Origin of the sequence: Rhizobium sp. YTU87027, assembly GCF_050644135.1 — a bacterium.
In the GTDB taxonomy this organism is placed as follows: domain Bacteria; phylum Pseudomonadota; class Alphaproteobacteria; order Rhizobiales; family Rhizobiaceae; genus Rhizobium.
Genome location: NZ_CP098440.1, coordinates 2,060,306 through 2,075,899 on the forward strand (window position 1 = coordinate 2,060,306; position 15,594 = coordinate 2,075,899).

A 15,594-nucleotide genomic window follows, 5' to 3' on the forward strand; every position below is an offset into this window, starting at 1 on the left:
GCGATTGTGCATGGCAGCCATTCGCGATCGGCTATCGCTTTGCCACTGGCTGTCCGTAAAAGGTAAAAGACCCTCCTCCAGACGAATCTGACAAATGACAGCCCCTTCTTCAGTACTGCGCGGTGTTCTCGTCGCGTTTGGCGCCTATGCCGTATTTGCCTTCAGCGATGCATCGATCAAGATGCTTCATGGCGGCGTGCCTGCCTATCAGATCGCCTTCGTCGGCGCAGTTTTCGGCTGTGCTGCACTCCCCTTCATCAAAGGAAGGGGCGATTCCTGGTTCGATGTCCTCAGGAGCACGAACCGCCCTTTGTGGCTGCTAAGGTTCGCCTGCGGTGCGATAGGGGCGATAGCCTCGATCATCACGTTCACAAAACTGCCGATGGCAGAAGCCTTCTGCCTATTGTTTCTTCTGCCGTCGTTCGTGACAATACTGTCCGTTATCTTCCTCGCAGAAGATGTGCGCTGGCAGCGCTGGGCCGCGGTGATCGTCGGCTTCATCGGTGTTCTGGTCGTGCTGCGTCCGGGCTTCCGCGAGTTATCGGTTGGCCATCTGGCGGCGGCGATCGGTGGTTTGGCTGCGGCAATCTCGATCGTCGTGATGCGCAAGATGGGTCCAGCCGAAAAGCGCCTGTCGCTATATGGTGCCGCGCTGCTCGGCACCATTACCGTCAGCGGCATCCTCATGCTGCCCGAGATGGTTGTTCTGACCCCGCGTCAGTGGCTGTTCATCGCAAGCTATGGCCTGCTTGGCGCCGCCGGCAACGTGCTGCTGATGACCGCCGCGCGGCTGGCGCCGGCAAACCTGGTCGCCCCTCCCCAGTACAGCCAGATGCTCTGGGCAATCGCATTCGGATATCTGATCTTCGATGATACGATCGACCTTCCGATGGCCGCCGGTATCGTCCTGATTGTCTGCTCGGGCTTGCTGACACTGGCTCGTGAAAAGAAGCGCGGAACGCCGCTGCCGCGGGCCGTCGTTTCGGCCGACAACCAGGCGCCGCTTGCAACCTCGACCAACAAGACCGTCGAGGTAGACCAACCAGCTCAAACTCATTCGCACGCGGTTTCTCAAGCCTAAAAGAAACCGCCTTTGCTTAAGGTCGAAAGACCTTGGCAAAGGCGGTTTCTAATTGCTCGGAGTCTGGCGATCGTGACCGTTAGCGGCGCAGGACCGGGCAGCCACGGACGTTGCCGAAGCTGATTTCATCCGCGCCACGGCGCGTCCAGCCCTCGACGATCACACGGCGAGGCGTGACATCGACCACGCGTGCACGACGGAAGCCGTAGTCGCGTGCGATGTCTTCAGCAAGCCGCGGATCACAGCCACGTACACGCCGCGGCGGGGGCCGATCGTAGTCAGGCGGTGGGGGACGGTAGTAGCCGGGGGGCGGTGGCGGGCGACCGCTGCCAATGTAGACGTCTACCTGGGCGGAAGCCGGTGCAACCGCTCCGGCTAGGGTGCCGGCAGCGAGCAGTGTCGCAAGGCCCGCTTTGGCCAGAAATTGCATCATCGAAAGTTCTCCATCAGGGTACGGAAGGGCCCGCCCCACTACACTCTTCCCGGCAAGGTCAGGTGTAACCCCGCCGGATTTGCGCATTCATATGCGATTCGCACAAGGCAGGCTGAAAATGGCGCGGCCAAGGCAAGCCGAGGGCGCCATTGTGGATGAAACAATTTAGCGGCGGATCAGCGGGCAGCCACGAACGTTGGCGAAGACCATCTGATCCCAGCCCCGGTAATTCCGGCCGGAGACGACGACACGGCGCGGTGTAACATTGGTGATGCGCGCGTAGCGCAACCCCGCCCAGCGCGCCTTCCGAACAGCCTGCACCGGCGAGCAGGCATACACGGGACGATATTGGGCGCTGACGACAGGCAGACGTCCCCGTTCGGAAGCCGAAGCATTCGGTGCCGTGAACGGAATCGAGGCCAACGCGATGAGGGCGGCAAACGAAGCCTTGGCGAGGAAATGGGCCATGATACTACTCTCTGAACGATAACTTGCATCTCCCGTGCGGGATTATGCAGACCATAACCCTATGAAAATGAACGATCTTCGAACCGGCCGTTCAGTTGTGGTTCAGCCACCGAGATGCAGCACGATCTCGCGCCGATGTGGCCTGTCGCGGTGTTCGAACAGGTAAATCCCCTGCCATGTGCCAAGCGCGAGCTGACCGCCGATAACCGGAATACCGATAGAAACCTGGGTCAGTGCGGCCTTGATATGCGCCGGCATATCGTCAGGTCCCTCGGTAGTATGAACAATCCAACGCATCGAGGGATCGGAGCTAGGCGGTACCAATCGCCGAAAGAATGCATCGAGGTCGGTGCGAACATCCGGATCGGCATTCTCTTGGATGAGCAGCGAGCACGAGGTGTGGCGCACGAACACTGTCAGCAGCCCCTCGGCCGCGCCATTGGCGCGAACGAAGGAGACCGCTTCCGAGGTAAATTCGTAGAGGCCCTGGCCTCTGGTGGAAATGTTGATGATCTTTTGGGCCACGGCCACGATTCCGCTTTCGTCTCTTTTGTCAGACGTGGCGCCGAGCTGCCCTCATGTCAATGCAGGTTTCCCCGCTGCTCTGCTGCTCAAAGCTGCAGGAAGGGAACGAACCCACCAAAGATCATCCGTTTGCCATCGAAGATCGACTTCCACTCGTCGCCTTGAAGACGAGGATCCGCCATCACTTTCGTCATGATCTCGTCCCGCGCCTGACGGGAGTCATAGACGATCCAGGAAAAGATGACGACTTCATCGTCCGCCGCCTGCACGGCACGCGGAAACGAGGTCAATTCCCCATAGGGCACGTCGTCTGCAATGCATTCCACATACTCCTTGGCACCGTATGACTTCCATACCGCGCCGGTCGTGGCGGAAAAGGCCTTGTACGCCTCGATGTTCTTCTGCGGAACGGCCACGACGAACCCATCGACATAGGACATGTCTTTTCTCCCTTCTGCGTTGTTGCACGTCCAAGGACGAACGGAGTTGGCTTGGACCGACATCCCTCTGCGAATTAAGATTAGGCAGGATCGGCGACAGGCAAGTGAATTGCCGCAACTTCCGTACAGGAATGCAGATGGTGAAGATCGATCTCGCTGCGCTCGATGAGGTCTACGCGGGCTGGGCTCCCGACAGCTCGACAAGCTGCGCCCGATCCCTTGGTTGCGCCTGCATGTCGGCCTTCTGGCACTGTGTTGTGACGCGCAATGTTCGGAACTGTTCCACGAGAAAATCGACAAGCGCCCGAACTGCCGTCGGCAGTCCTCGCGATGCGGTGAAGACGAGATAGATTGTCGCCTGCGACATCTGGTGATCCGGCAGAAGGCGGACCAACCGGCCGTCGCGTATTCCTTCGGCACAGATATGGTCGGGCAGAAGCCCTACCCCGACGCCGGCATAGATAGCCTCAAGCACCGCCGAGACGCTTCGGCAGCTCATGCGAGGTTTGTGCTGGTGCCGGTATCGGGTGCCATCCGGTCCAGTGAATTCCCAGACATCCAAGTCCTGCCACTCTGTCAGCGGCCCAGCAAACGATACCGTTGGAGCGTCGGCAAGACATTCGACGCCTTCGATCGACGGCAGCGAGCTCGCCACCTTCTGGTTGGCGACAAGAATCAAATCCACCTTGCTGAGCACCCGCATCGTCAGCTCGGAATCGGTCTCCTCAATCAATTGCGCGCGAACCGCAAGATCGAGACGCTCATCTATGACGTCGACCCGTCGATCCGTGGTGAGTATCTGTAGCTGAACCTTCGGGTATCGATTAAGAAACTCCGGAATCATCGCGCCAAGCGAGCCCTCCAGCAATCCGGAAGGCATGCTCATACGGATTAGTCCCTGTGGCTCGCCTGTTGCATCGTTGATTGCCTTCGCCGCGCGATCTGCTTCACGCAACATGTTTTCGCAGTGATTGTAGAAGGCGCGCCCGATCTCCGTTACCCGGAACCGCTTGACCGTCCGCTCCAGCAGTCTGACACCAAGCCGCGCCTCCAGCGCAGTAATGTGCCGGCTGAGCTTCGATTTCGGCATATTCAGCACTCGCCCGGCAGCAGAAAAGCCGTTATGGCGAACAACTGCGGCAAAATAGACGAAATCGTTCAGATCCTGGAAAACACCCTCTGCGTTGAGCATCTGGGCACCTCTTTCGATAAACGCGATGGGCCTGCAACTGCTATCGCTTAGCGTTCCCGACGGGCGATGCCAACAGTCCAACACAAGTTTTCGTTCCAAATTTGGAACACTGCGTTCCAATCCCTGCCCTTCAAACCAGTCGCCGCCGGGACTATCTGCGGGGAGATTTCCTTGGGCGCCATTGCACTGATGGCGCCAAACGCGCTCTCTCGAGCCTCCGAAAACAGCATTGGTTATCCCGAGATCCGCAGAACTGCGGCGAGAGCCGATTCTGTGTCTATGTATTTGATATTGTTACATAAAAACCACATTGAAAACCAAAGAACAGTCGCAAACACGGATTTCGTTGCCCGGAGAATTGATAGATTTAATCAGGGATGAAATGAAGGCTTCAGCGGTTCGCTGATCCGCCAGCCAAAAGGCAAACTATCGGAACGGCCCCATCTCCCGAGGCGGCGGTTCAATCGAAAAGGAAATGGATTTTAAATGAACATACGGATGGCTTTGTTGACCTCCGCAGCAGCTTTTGCTGCTGCGTCCACGCCGGTCTTTGCTGCTGACGCAATCGTTGCAGCCGAACCCGAGCCGGTTGAATACGTCCGCGTCTGCGACGCGTATGGCACAGGCTACTTCTACATCCCGGGCACCGAAACTTGCCTCAAGATCAATGGCTACATTCGTTTCCAGGTTGACGGCGGTCCGGATGAGAAGGGTACGTCGGACTGGAACGCCTTCACACGCGCTCAGGTTCAGTTCACCGCAAAGAGCGACACGGAATATGGTCCGCTCACCGGCGTAATCGTTCTGCGTAACAACGGCGACAACTCTTCGACCAACTCGACCCTGGACTCTGCCTACATCGACATCGCCGGCTTCCGTGCTGGTCTGTTCTACTCCTGGTGGGATGACGATCTTTCTGGCGAGCCGGATGTTCTCTCCAGCTTTGAAACGCTGCACAACTCCATCCGCTACCAGTATGAAAACGGCGACTTCTACGCCGGCATCAGCGTAGACGAGCTGGAAGACGGCTACTTCAAGACCGGCGAAAACCCGAACAATGTCGGCGTTGCCCTCGGCGTTGGCGGCAAGGCCGGCGTGGTCAGCTACCAGCTCATCGGCGGTTACGACACCGACAACGAAGAAGGTGCTGTCCGCGGCATGATCTTCGCTGATATCGGCCCGGGCACGCTCGGCCTGGCAGCAGTCTATGCGACTGGCCCGAACTCCTACTACTCTCAGTCGGAATGGACTGTTGCTGCCGAATACGCAATCAAGGCGACCGACAAGTGGACCATCACCCCGATGGCCCAGTACTTCGGCAACTACGTGCCTGATCTCGACAACTTCCACGGCGACTCGTTCGACGGTCTGGGCGACGCATGGAAGGTCGGTATCACCGTCGACTACCAGATAGTCGACAACCTCTACGCCAAGGCAACGGTAGACTACACCGATCCGGACGACGCCGACGAAGTCACCAAGGGCTTCTTCCGCCTGCAGCGCGCGTTCTAACTTGAAATCCCGGCGCCCTGGATCAACCTGGGGCGCCGCTCAGTATTCGTGTTTTCTGATCCGATTGACCTCCGATCAGTTACGGGGATTGGTCCGGTTTCCCTGCCGGACCAGTCCTTGTTTCCTCCCAAGCGTGCCGCTCTTCCGCGGCGAAATATCTCGATTGACGAGTGCCCTTAGGGCGGACGGTCCTCACGTACGACCGCCGCTCCCTTGGAACGACGCTAGCCCGGCAATTCCTCGATGGAATCGACCCGATCGGGATAAAAAGCCAGATATTCGGCGATCTCACTGACGGCCGCATACGGACTTTCATAGGTCCAGACCGCATTCGCGGAGCGTTCAGCGCCCAAACCGATATCAAAATACGAAGCTTCCCCCTTATAAGGGCAATAGGTGTGGTGATCACTTCGAGTGAAAAGCGCCATGTCGACATCGGTGCGCGGTATGTATTGCACGGCGGGATAGGACGCTTCTTTCAGCGTTAGCGCCTTGCGGCTGTCGGCAATGATGTGCCCGCGCAGCTTTACGACGACGCGCGCCGGATTTGGTCTGACCGTGATTGGATGATCGGGACCCGGAATCTTCATCGGTTGTGCGGACATCGGCAGCTCCTTTCAGTCAGAAATTAGATATAGGAGTTGCCACATCATATTGCAGGAGCCTGCCCGGCTCCTGCGGATTTCGGAGACTGCAGGGCCCAGGGACTATCGGCCCTCTTCCGACGGCGATAGCTCGAGCACGACGCTAATTGGTCGTGGCCGCCCGCCGCTGAAACAGCCCAAGCCCAAGGACAGCCGCCAGCACGCACCCGACGCCGCCGATCTGGTATCCGGAAAGCGGCTCACCGAGCACCACAAAAGCCATTAACAGCGCAGAGACCGGCGCGACCGCCGTGAAAAGCGACGCCTCAACACCACTCACACGCTCCGCTCCCGCGTACCAGAGGATGAAGCCGGCAACGGTCGGCACCAGCGCGTAATAGATAACCGCCGACGTCGCGCCTACTGGAAATGTGTTCGGCACCCCTTCCACCCCAGCGGCCGCAACCATGGCAACGACGAAGCCGATCCCCGTCATCAACGCGGATTGCGTCAGCGCCGGGATCGGTGAACTGAGGTTCTTGTTCAGGAGTATGAACAGGCTCTCGCAGACCACGGCTCCAAAAACCAACGCGTTGCCAAGCAGAGAGCCACTCCCTGCATCGGGCGAAAGAGCAATGAAGAGAACGCCGGTTGCCGCCAGCGCGATTGCGAGCACCATCGATGAATGAGGCCGTTCGCCGAGAACCACAACGGAAAGGGCACCAGCCACAACCGGCAGCGTTCCGATGATGACCCCCGCGTCGGCGGCCGTGGTCAGCTTCAGGCCCGAGATCAGCAATGTTGTGTAGCCAACACTACCCGCGCCGGCCTGAACGACAAGGATGATCCAGTCACGCGGCGCCAAGCTCGGCAAGCGCGTCCGGGTCAGGCGCATCAGCCATACAAAGAATGGAAAGGCTGCGGCAAAGCGCAGCGCAGTCGCGGTGAATGGCGGCATGCCAGACGCGATGACCCGGCTTGCGACGACCGTGCTGCCGACGGTGATCATGGCCAAAGTCAGATAGAGGTAACCCTGCAAGTGTCGCTGCATCATCTTCTCCTGTTTGCGCAGAAGAGAAACGAAAACCGCCTGGCGATCTTGTATGAAATTGCAGGCGCAGTCAGACGACCGCATTCGCATAGGCGCGTGGAGAGACGCCATACTTGCGCACGAACACCCGCGTCATGTGGCTCTGGTCGACGAAGCCGCTGCCAACGGCAGCTTCCGCCAGGGGCGTGCCGCCGGCAATTAGACGTCGGGCAAGATGGATGCGGCGCTGAACCAGATAGGCATGCGGCGTCATGCCGGTCGCCTTGGCGAAACCCCGCAACACCTGAAACCGGCTGAGCCGGCTTGCGCGGGCAAGGTCGGACAGCGAGATCGAGGCCGTCGGATCGCAGTCAATCAACTCCTTCGCCCTCAGGATGGACTGGGGAGCCGCCTGCCCATCCCCTTGCACGGCCTCCGCGACGACACGAGCGACGAGTTCAAGCAGTGCTTCCTCACGCTTTAATCCATGCTCGCCCGCATTTGTCACAAGCGAGAAGGCCGCGTCGAAGTGCGTGGCGATCGCTTTGTCATGCAGGACCGGATGAGAAATCTCGACAGCCGATCGTCGCCCCTCGGTAATCTCGGACACGTTGGCAGCGATAATATCGGGATCGAAGTAGAGTATCCGCCATGACCTGCCCTCACCGATCGGCTTGCCGTCATGCACTTCATTCGGGTTGACCGTAATGATATCGCCGGCACCAGCCTCGACCATGCCGCGACCACTCAGGGACTTTTGCGCACCTGACGAAACCAGCCCGATCCCGAACTGCTCATGCGTATGGCGCGCGAAGCTTTGGCTGCTATCCGCCGCGACCGCCTCGATGCCGCGGATGGCTGACCTGAGCATGCGAAATTGATTGCGAGCCATGTCTGCGCTTCCGAGCTTACGACGCATAGTGCCAGCGCAGGCCGCTGAAAACAATGTGGAGGGAAATCGGCTGGGAGCGCGAGCGCGTCAGCGATCAATGTCCGTGGCTGATCAATGGATCGTTTCGCAAAGATCGTCGCCGGCAAGAACCGAAAAAACGTCCTCAAGCGCGGCGACCAGGATGTCGGTAAGCTCGTCCCCGCGATTCTCGACGAAGGCAGCCTTGGTTGCTTCATCCTGTAGTTCGAAGAAGCGCTCGATCTCGTTCGACATCTCATTGTCCTTTCACGCGCCACCGACATGTAGCGATGCGGCAAAGCTATCCCGGCTGTCTTGTGCCGAACTGGAGCCAGTTTCGCAGCGGCCTTTCCCACAGTTAGAAGCTTGGAAGCCCTCGACTTTTCCATTGGCTCTTCGGGATCGGATTTCCGACGTCATAAGCAAAGGATACCACCTTTGTCGCATCGGCATCGACTTCGCATCGAAAGCTTAGATCATACCAGCGGGCACTGGCACGGAATGCAACTCCCCTCAGTTCAAGGACGGTTCCCTGCGCCAATCCAGCGCGTGGTACCATTTCGGGGCTATACCCGGAGGGCGAGTGTATCAATTGCTGACGCAGCTCCGAACTGCACAGTTCCGCCACGCGAGCACGGCGCGGCAGATCACCCATTGCGGTTCGCGCCACAGGGTCGTTCGTCATGTTCTGCGAGAAGAGTGTCTTCGCCTCCGTCAGTTCGATGGGCTTGTCCGCCTTGACGGTTGCCGTCGCATCGGGTCTTGCCGCAGCGGGCGCCTTTCCCTGCTCGAAGCTCGTCGTGGCCTCGCTTTCGGCTCCGGCGGCAGGGCCGTTCTGATCGGCATGGCTATCCGCTAGGTTGACCTGCGGGAGTTCGACATCATCAGGAACCGGATTGGCCGGCGGGTCGTTGCTGTCAGGTGCCTTGGCCGCCTCTGCCGTTTCCTCCGGCTTCGCCTGATCCTCCTGGGGCGCAGGCTTGGTCTCCGGTAAAGGCTTCGGCGTATCCGACTTCACGCCGGCGACGGACGCATCTCCCTCAGTCGATTTTTCTGGTCCGGTATCCTTGTCGCCAAATTCCGTCACGGGCCGCAGCACCGGCAGGGGCTGCGGCTTTGCAGCCTGCTCCTTGGATTGGGCATCCTTTGCAATTGCTTCCGGAGGCTTTTCCGGCGGCTTCTCTTCTGGCGCCTTTGCCTGCTCGGGCGGAGGCGGAGGCGGTGGTGGTGGAGGCGGCGGTTGCTCAGCCTTCTCCTGCTTCGGCGGTTCCGGAGGCTTCTCAGCCGGCTTTTCTTCCGGCTTCTTCTCTTCCGGCTTAGGCTCTTCGGGCTTGGGCTCCTCCGGCATCTTCAGCTCCGGCGGCTTCTCCTCGGGTTTCTTCTCCTCCGGCGGCGGCACGAGGTCGACACTGACCGTCTCCTCCTCAGGCTGGGGAGCCGGTGCGGGCAGCTTCACGAGAAAGAAGGCGACGACGGCAAGGTGCAACAGCACGGAGGCCACGATGCCCCAGCCGAATGCGCCCCACTTCTTCGCCGAAACCTGCTGCATACCTACGAACGATGCCCTACGCCACGCTACCGATGTGGCCTTTTAAGAAGGCATCATCAAGCCGTAAAACAAAAAAGCCTCTTGTCGCACGGACGCGACCGTGTCCGTGCGACCCTTCGTCCACATGTTTGCTATGGTTGCCCTGGGCCGTGCCGCCTCCCAAGGCTATCCGAGCGACCCTATGATCTCGCGGTAGGCGGCCTCAGGAAATGCCTTCAGCGTTCGCGTGCGCACATTGCCGGCCGTCGCAAGCTGCAGGGTGAACCGTGCCATCACGGCATCGTCCGGCGCCTCGCAGACGGCAACCATGTCGTAGTCGCCCATCGTCAGAAAGAAATTCTTGAAGGAGCCGCCCATATCACCGAGCGCCTTCTTTGCTGCGTCCAGTCTCTTTGCCGAGTCGCGTGCAGTGCGAATGCCTTGATCTGTCCAGTTGATAAGCATGACATAAGTGGTCATTGCACACCTCCCACCGGAGGGTCTTGGCCTACGCAACAGGCTATGGCGACCGTCGCTCATGCGCTGTGGTCGGTCCTGTCCCCCGTGGAATGTACCTTACTCCTGTCCCCATTCGACAACAAGAAACACCATGGCCCGCGGACGCGCGCCAAAAGCAAAAGCCGGGCACAAGGCCCGGCTTTCGGATGCATTGGTCGAAGATGGAAGCTTAGCTGTCCAGGAAGCTGCGCAGTTTGCGCGAGCGGCTCGGGTGCTTGAGCTTGCGCAGCGCCTTCGCCTCGATCTGGCGGATACGTTCGCGCGTGACCGAGAACTGCTGGCCGACTTCTTCGAGCGTGTGGTCGGTATTCATGCCGATGCCGAAGCGCATGCGCAAGACGCGCTCTTCGCGCGGCGTCAGCGATGCAAGAACGCGGGTCGTCGTCTCGCGCAGGTTCGCCTGGATGGCGGCATCGATCGGCAGAAGTGCGTTCTTGTCCTCGATGAAATCGCCGAGGTGTGAATCTTCTTCGTCGCCCACGGGGGTTTCGAGCGAGATAGGCTCCTTGGCGATCTTCAGGACCTTGCGGACCTTTTCGAGCGGCATGGCAAGCTTTTCGGCCAGTTCTTCCGGCGTCGGCTCGCGACCGATTTCATGCAGCATCTGGCGCGAGGTACGAACGATCTTGTTGATCGTCTCGATCATGTGCACCGGAATACGAATCGTGCGGGCCTGGTCGGCGATGGAACGGGTGATCGCCTGACGGATCCACCACGTCGCATAGGTCGAGAACTTGTAGCCGCGGCGGTATTCGAACTTGTCGACCGCCTTCATCAGGCCAATGTTGCCTTCCTGAATGAGGTCGAGGAACTGCAGGCCGCGGTTCGTGTACTTCTTGGCGATGGAAATGACGAGGCGAAGGTTCGCTTCGACCATTTCCTTCTTGGCGATACGTGCCTCGCGCTCGCCCTTCTGCACCATGTGCACGATACGGCGGAATTCCGAGATCGAGATGCCGGTTTCCGTTGCGAGATTCTGGATCTCCTGGCGGATGTCGCGGATCGTCGTATTTTCGCCCTTGGCGAACTCCTTCCAGCCGCGTGCGGCCAGATTGCCGATCGACTTCATCCAGTTTGGATCGAGCTCGGCGCCCTGATACTGCTCGAGGAACGAGTCACGCTTGACGCCATAGGATTCAGCCAGACGCAGCAGGCGCCCTTCGTTCTGAACGAGGCGCTTGTTGATATCGTAGAGCTGCTCAACGAGGGCGTCGATGCGGTTCTGGTTCAGCGACAGAGACTTGACGGCCTTGATGAGCTCATCCTTGAGTTCCTTGTAGCGGCGTTCCTGGGCGGACGACAGCGTGCCGGTGGCAGCAAGCCGCTGCTCGACCTGCTGGTCCTGAAGCTTGCGCAGCTTCTTGTAGGTCTCGGCAATGATGTCGAGCGTTTCCATGACCTGTGGGCGCAGTTCCGCTTCCATGGCGGCGAGCGACAGGTTGGATTCGTCCTCGTCTTCCTCTTCCTCTTCCGGAGGCAGGCCCTCGCCGCCGACATTGGTGATGTCGTCGTCGCCGGAACGGACGCGGCGCGTCTTTTCCTTCTCTTCGGCAGCCTTGCGGTCGGCCTCGATTTTCTCGGGGCTCTGGAACTGCGGTGCAGCTTTGGCTTCCGGGCCGGAATAGGTCGTTTCGAGATCGATGATCTCGCGAAGCAGCGTCGTGCCTTCGTTGAGTTCATCGCGCCAGATGATCAGCGCCTGGAACGTCAGCGGGCTCTCGCAGAGGCCGCCAATCATGGTTTCGCGGCCAGCCTCGATGCGCTTTGCGATCGCGATTTCGCCTTCGCGCGACAGAAGCTCGACCGAACCCATTTCGCGCAGATACATGCGAACTGGATCGTCCGTGCGGTCGGTCGGTTCCTTCTTCTTGGCGGTCGCAAGAGCGGTACCGCCGGAAGGTGCGAGTTCGCCGCCTTCGCTTTCCTCGTCGGAGCCGGAATCATCATCGTCGCCGCCGGCAGTGGCTTCCTCGGCTTCTTCGTCTTCGATGACGTTGATGCCCATGTCCGACAGCATCGACATCGTGTCTTCGATCTGCTCGGACGTCACTTCTTCGGACGGCAAAACGGCGTTCAACTCGTCCATCGTCACGTAGCCGCGCTTCTTCGCGGCCTTGATCATCTTCTTGACCGCGTCATCGGAAAGATCGAGAAGAGGGCCGTCGGTGCCGCCGTCGCGTTCGACTTCCGCTTCTTCGTTCTCTTTGACCTTCGTTGCCATTTATGTCGTCGCCTTCCTGACGCTATTCAAACTCGCCGCAGTGAACGGCCGTGCGCAGCCGATACGCCGCAAACGACCGTCTCGAATCACCTAGTCCCACCTAATGGGATGAGATTTAATGCCTGATTAACCACGATTGCCGGCGCCGGACGACAGAACTTAAAAGTCATCATATGTCCGGCCATGGTTGTGCGATCCGCCCTTGACCCAGTTCACCGCTTTCCAAGTCGAACGGTGATTCCCACATTTTTTGTTCTCGTCAAGCTTTTCTAGCAAAAAAGCCTCAGAAAACCCGGAAAAAGCCTTATCCACAGGCCCGGAACCGCTCAAGCGATTGCCAAGCTTAGATAGGATGTCACCACAAGAAGACAAGAGCGGCCGGCATTCTTCTTAGGCGGCAAAGTTGCCGCCAAGATTCGTGGTGCCCGCTGCCAATTGTTCGTGCTGGGCAAGCTTTAATGAGACTGCCCATCCCAGGGTTGGATCTCCAGACTTGCAAGATCGACCGCGGGAATGCAGCGGACGTTGATACAGGCCATCTCGGCGCCGTCAGGCATTTTGGCTTCTGCAAAAGGAGCGATGCCGCACGTGCCGCAGAAGCGGTGCTGGATCGTGTGCGTGTTGAACGTATAGGTCGACAGGTTCTCGCGCGGCGTTTTCAGGGTGAACTTGTCGCGGGGCACGAAGGCCAGCAGTCCCCCGCGCCGCCGACAAAGCGAGCAATTGCAGTCGAGAGCCGAGGTGAACTCTCCCTCCACTTCAAATTCGATTTTGCCGCAATGGCAGCTTCCTTCGTAAAGCATCGATCCTCCTCAGTTCCAATCCATAACGACCTTGCCCGAGTTGCCCGAGCGCATCGCTTCGAACCCCTCCCGGAAGTCATCAATTCCGATCCGATGCGTGATGACGGGCGAAAGATCCAACCCCCCCTGCACGAACGCAATCATCTTGTACCAGGTCTCGAACATTTCGCGGCCGTAGATGCCCTTCAGATTGAGCATCTTGAAGATGACTTTGTTCCAGTCGATCTCGAAGCCGGCGGGTGCGATGCCGAGGATGGCGATCTTGCCGCCATTGTTCATCTTGTCGATCATGTCGCGAAAAGCCGGCGCCGCCCCGGACATTTCCAGCCCGACGTCGAAGCCCTCGGTCATCCCGATCGACTTCATCACATCAGCAAGGTTCTCCTTCGAGGCATCGACGACATAATCGATGCCGAGTTTGCGGGCGAGATCAAGCCGATGCGGGTTGATATCAGTGATGACAACCTTGCGTGCGCCCGAGCGCTTGGCAACCAGCGCGCCCATGATGCCAATCGGCCCGGCGCCGGTAACAAGGACGTCCTCGCCGACGAGGTCGAAGGAAAGCGCCGTATGCACCGCATTGCCAAACGGATCGAAGATCGCGGCGATCTCATCCGGAATATCGTCCGGGATCGGCACCACGTTCGCCTCGGGAATGCAAACGAACTCTCCAAAGGAACCGGGACGGTTGACACCGACGCCAAGCGTATTGCGGCATAGATGCCCCCTGCCCGCGCGGCAGTTGCGACACTTGCCGCAAACGATGTGTCCCTCGCCGGAGACGCGCTCCCCGACATGGTATTTCGTGACGGCCGAGCCAATTTGCGCAATCTCGCCACAGAATTCGTGACCGACAACCATCGGCACCGGAATGGTCTTCCGTGCCCATTGGTCCCAGTTCCAGATATGGACATCGGTGCCGCAGATCGCGGATTTCTTCACCTTGATCAGCACGTCGTTCGGCCCGACCTCGGGAACCGGAACATGCTCCATCCAAAGCCCGACCTCCGGCTTCGCCTTGACCAGCGCCTTCATCATGTTCGACATGATCTTACTCTCCCAAACGCTTTAAATGACACCGAGTTCGCGGCCGGCTTCCGCGAAGGCAGCAATCGTCCGCTCGACGTCGGCCCGCGAATGCGCTGCCGACATCTGCGTGCGGATGCGCGCCTGTCCCTTCGGCACGACAGGGAAGGAGAAGCCGATCACGTAGACGCCCTTTTTCAACATCAGCGCCGCCATGTCCTGCGCCAGCTTGGCGTCACCGAGCATGACCGGAATGATCGGATGTCCCTCACCCGCCAACGTGAAGCCGAGTTTCGTCATTTCGGAGCGAAACAGCGCTGCATTGGCCGCCAGCCGCTCGCGCAGCGTGTCGCCGTTCTCGATGAGATCGAAGACCTTGAGCGACGCAGCCGCAATGACCGGCGCCAGCGTGTTCGAGAACAGATAGGGGCGCGACCGCTGCCGCAACCAGTCGACGATTTCGGCCTTGGCCGAGGTATAGCCGCCGGAAGCACCACCGAGCGCCTTCCCAAGCGTGCCCGTGATGATGTCGACCCGACCCTCGACACCGCAATGCTCTGGCGAGCCGCGTCCGTGTTTGCCGACAAAGCCGACGGCGTGGCTGTCGTCGACCATGACCATCGCGCCGTACTTCTCGGCGAGGTCGCAGACGCCCTGCAGGTTGGCGATGATGCCGTCCATCGAGAACACGCCGTCGGTGGCGATCAGCTTGAACCGGCTGCCTTCCGCCTTCTTCAGCTCCTCCTCCAGCGCCTTCATGTCGTTGTTGGCGTAGCGGAAGCGCTTCGCCTTGGAGAGCCTAACGCCGTCGATAATCGAGGCGTGGTTCAGCGCGTCCGAGATGATCGCGTCCTCCTCGCCGAGGAGCGTTTCGAAAAGCCCACCGTTGGCGTCGAAACAGGAGGAATAAAGGATCGTGTCTTCCATGCCGAGGAAGGAGGAAATCCGCGCCTCGAGTTGCTTGTGCTCCTCCTGCGTGCCGCAGATGAAGCGCACCGAAGCCATGCCGTAGCCATAGCGGTCGAGCGCCTTTTTCCCCGCTTCGGCAAGGTCCTCGTTGTCGGCGAGCCCGAGGTAGTTGTTGGCGCAGAAGTTCAAAACGCGCTCACCGGAGGCCACGGCGATCTCGCCGGCCTGCTTGGACGTGATGACACGCTCGGACTTGTAGAGCCCGGCATCCTTCAGTACGGCAAGTTCGGTGCGAAGATGGGAGAGGAATTGCGAGGTCATTGAATGCCCTTCTTGTGATGTTTCCCGATGCCTTGCACTAACACATAGCCAAGCGCCTGTCTTGCCGTCGTCAACGCCCGGTTTCGCGGGCG

17 protein-coding genes are annotated in these 15,594 nt (G+C 59.5%); 2 read left to right on the forward strand and 15 right to left on the reverse strand.

Annotation, left to right across the window (positions count from 1 at the left end; genetic code table 11):
* Window positions 1-94: 94 nt before the first annotated feature.
* Window positions 95-1,081 carry a DMT family transporter gene (locus NBG89_RS10325; protein WP_431319886.1) on the forward strand — a complete coding sequence of 329 codons (987 nt, stop codon included), beginning with the start codon at window positions 95-97 and terminating at the stop codon, window positions 1,079-1,081.
* Window positions 1,082-1,160: 79 nt separating this feature from the next.
* Here the strand turns inward: NBG89_RS10325 and NBG89_RS10330 are convergent, their stop codons facing one another.
* The 5 genes from NBG89_RS10330 to NBG89_RS10350 all read right to left on the reverse strand — a co-directional run bounded on the left by NBG89_RS10330 (window position 1,161) and on the right by NBG89_RS10350 (window position 4,139).
* A complete protein-coding gene (locus NBG89_RS10330; protein ID WP_431319887.1) occupies window positions 1,161-1,514 on the reverse strand; it encodes a hypothetical protein in 354 nt (117 codons plus the stop codon).
* A gap of 165 nt (window positions 1,515-1,679) precedes the next feature.
* The gene (locus NBG89_RS10335) at window positions 1,680-1,982 is read right to left on the reverse strand and encodes a hypothetical protein (protein WP_431319888.1); all 303 of its coding nucleotides are present in this window, start codon (window positions 1,980-1,982) and stop codon (window positions 1,680-1,682) included.
* 102 nt (window positions 1,983-2,084) lie between these two features.
* Window positions 2,085-2,507 (reverse strand): secondary thiamine-phosphate synthase enzyme YjbQ, encoded by a 423-nt coding sequence (locus NBG89_RS10340; protein ID WP_431319889.1) that lies wholly within the window; start codon window positions 2,505-2,507, stop codon window positions 2,085-2,087.
* Window positions 2,508-2,593: 86 nt separating this feature from the next.
* Entirely contained in the window at window positions 2,594-2,947 is a 354-nt protein-coding gene (locus NBG89_RS10345; protein ID WP_088695388.1) for a DUF1428 domain-containing protein, read from the reverse strand.
* Between the two features lie 172 nt (window positions 2,948-3,119).
* A complete protein-coding gene (locus NBG89_RS10350; RefSeq protein ID WP_431319890.1) occupies window positions 3,120-4,139 on the reverse strand; it encodes a LysR substrate-binding domain-containing protein in 1,020 nt (339 codons plus the stop codon).
* A gap of 486 nt (window positions 4,140-4,625) precedes the next feature.
* Here NBG89_RS10350 and NBG89_RS10355 point away from each other — a divergent pair, with 486 nt between their 5' ends.
* Window positions 4,626-5,651 carry a porin gene (locus NBG89_RS10355; RefSeq protein ID WP_431319891.1) on the forward strand — a complete coding sequence of 342 codons (1,026 nt, stop codon included), beginning with the start codon at window positions 4,626-4,628 and terminating at the stop codon, window positions 5,649-5,651.
* A gap of 224 nt (window positions 5,652-5,875) precedes the next feature.
* Here the strand turns inward: NBG89_RS10355 and NBG89_RS10360 are convergent, their stop codons facing one another.
* The 10 genes from NBG89_RS10360 to NBG89_RS10405 form a co-directional block, all read right to left on the reverse strand.
* Window positions 5,876-6,256, reverse strand: a complete 381-nt coding sequence (locus NBG89_RS10360) for a DUF427 domain-containing protein (RefSeq protein WP_431319892.1) — start codon at window positions 6,254-6,256, stop codon at window positions 5,876-5,878.
* A gap of 142 nt (window positions 6,257-6,398) precedes the next feature.
* Window positions 6,399-7,286 carry a DMT family transporter gene (locus NBG89_RS10365; protein ID WP_431322661.1) on the reverse strand — a complete coding sequence of 296 codons (888 nt, stop codon included), beginning with the start codon at window positions 7,284-7,286 and terminating at the stop codon, window positions 6,399-6,401.
* A gap of 70 nt (window positions 7,287-7,356) precedes the next feature.
* The gene (locus NBG89_RS10370) at window positions 7,357-8,157 is read right to left on the reverse strand and encodes an AraC family transcriptional regulator (RefSeq protein ID WP_431319893.1); all 801 of its coding nucleotides are present in this window, start codon (window positions 8,155-8,157) and stop codon (window positions 7,357-7,359) included.
* A 111-nt stretch (window positions 8,158-8,268) separates the two neighbouring features.
* Window positions 8,269-8,430: a hypothetical protein gene (locus tag NBG89_RS10375; protein WP_431319894.1), complete on the reverse strand. Its 162-nt coding sequence runs from the start codon at window positions 8,428-8,430 to the stop codon at window positions 8,269-8,271.
* Between the two features lie 103 nt (window positions 8,431-8,533).
* On the reverse strand, window positions 8,534-9,724 hold the full coding sequence (locus NBG89_RS10380; RefSeq protein ID WP_431319895.1) for a DUF930 domain-containing protein: 1,191 nt from the start codon (window positions 9,722-9,724) through the stop codon (window positions 8,534-8,536).
* A 165-nt stretch (window positions 9,725-9,889) separates the two neighbouring features.
* Window positions 9,890-10,183, reverse strand: coding sequence for a GYD domain-containing protein (locus NBG89_RS10385; protein ID WP_088695383.1), 294 nt, complete (start codon window positions 10,181-10,183; stop codon window positions 9,890-9,892).
* Between the two features lie 208 nt (window positions 10,184-10,391).
* Complete coding sequence (gene rpoD / locus NBG89_RS10390) at window positions 10,392-12,443, reverse strand: RNA polymerase sigma factor RpoD (RefSeq protein WP_088695382.1); 2,052 nt, start codon at window positions 12,441-12,443, stop codon at window positions 10,392-10,394.
* A 455-nt stretch (window positions 12,444-12,898) separates the two neighbouring features.
* Window positions 12,899-13,246: a GFA family protein gene (locus NBG89_RS10395; protein ID WP_431319896.1), complete on the reverse strand. Its 348-nt coding sequence runs from the start codon at window positions 13,244-13,246 to the stop codon at window positions 12,899-12,901.
* Window positions 13,247-13,255: 9 nt separating this feature from the next.
* On the reverse strand, window positions 13,256-14,293 hold the full coding sequence (tdh, locus tag NBG89_RS10400; protein WP_431319897.1) for an L-threonine 3-dehydrogenase: 1,038 nt from the start codon (window positions 14,291-14,293) through the stop codon (window positions 13,256-13,258).
* 21 nt (window positions 14,294-14,314) lie between these two features.
* The gene (locus NBG89_RS10405; RefSeq protein ID WP_431319898.1) at window positions 14,315-15,502 is read right to left on the reverse strand and encodes a glycine C-acetyltransferase; all 1,188 of its coding nucleotides are present in this window, start codon (window positions 15,500-15,502) and stop codon (window positions 14,315-14,317) included.
* Window positions 15,503-15,594: the final 92 nt, after the last annotated feature.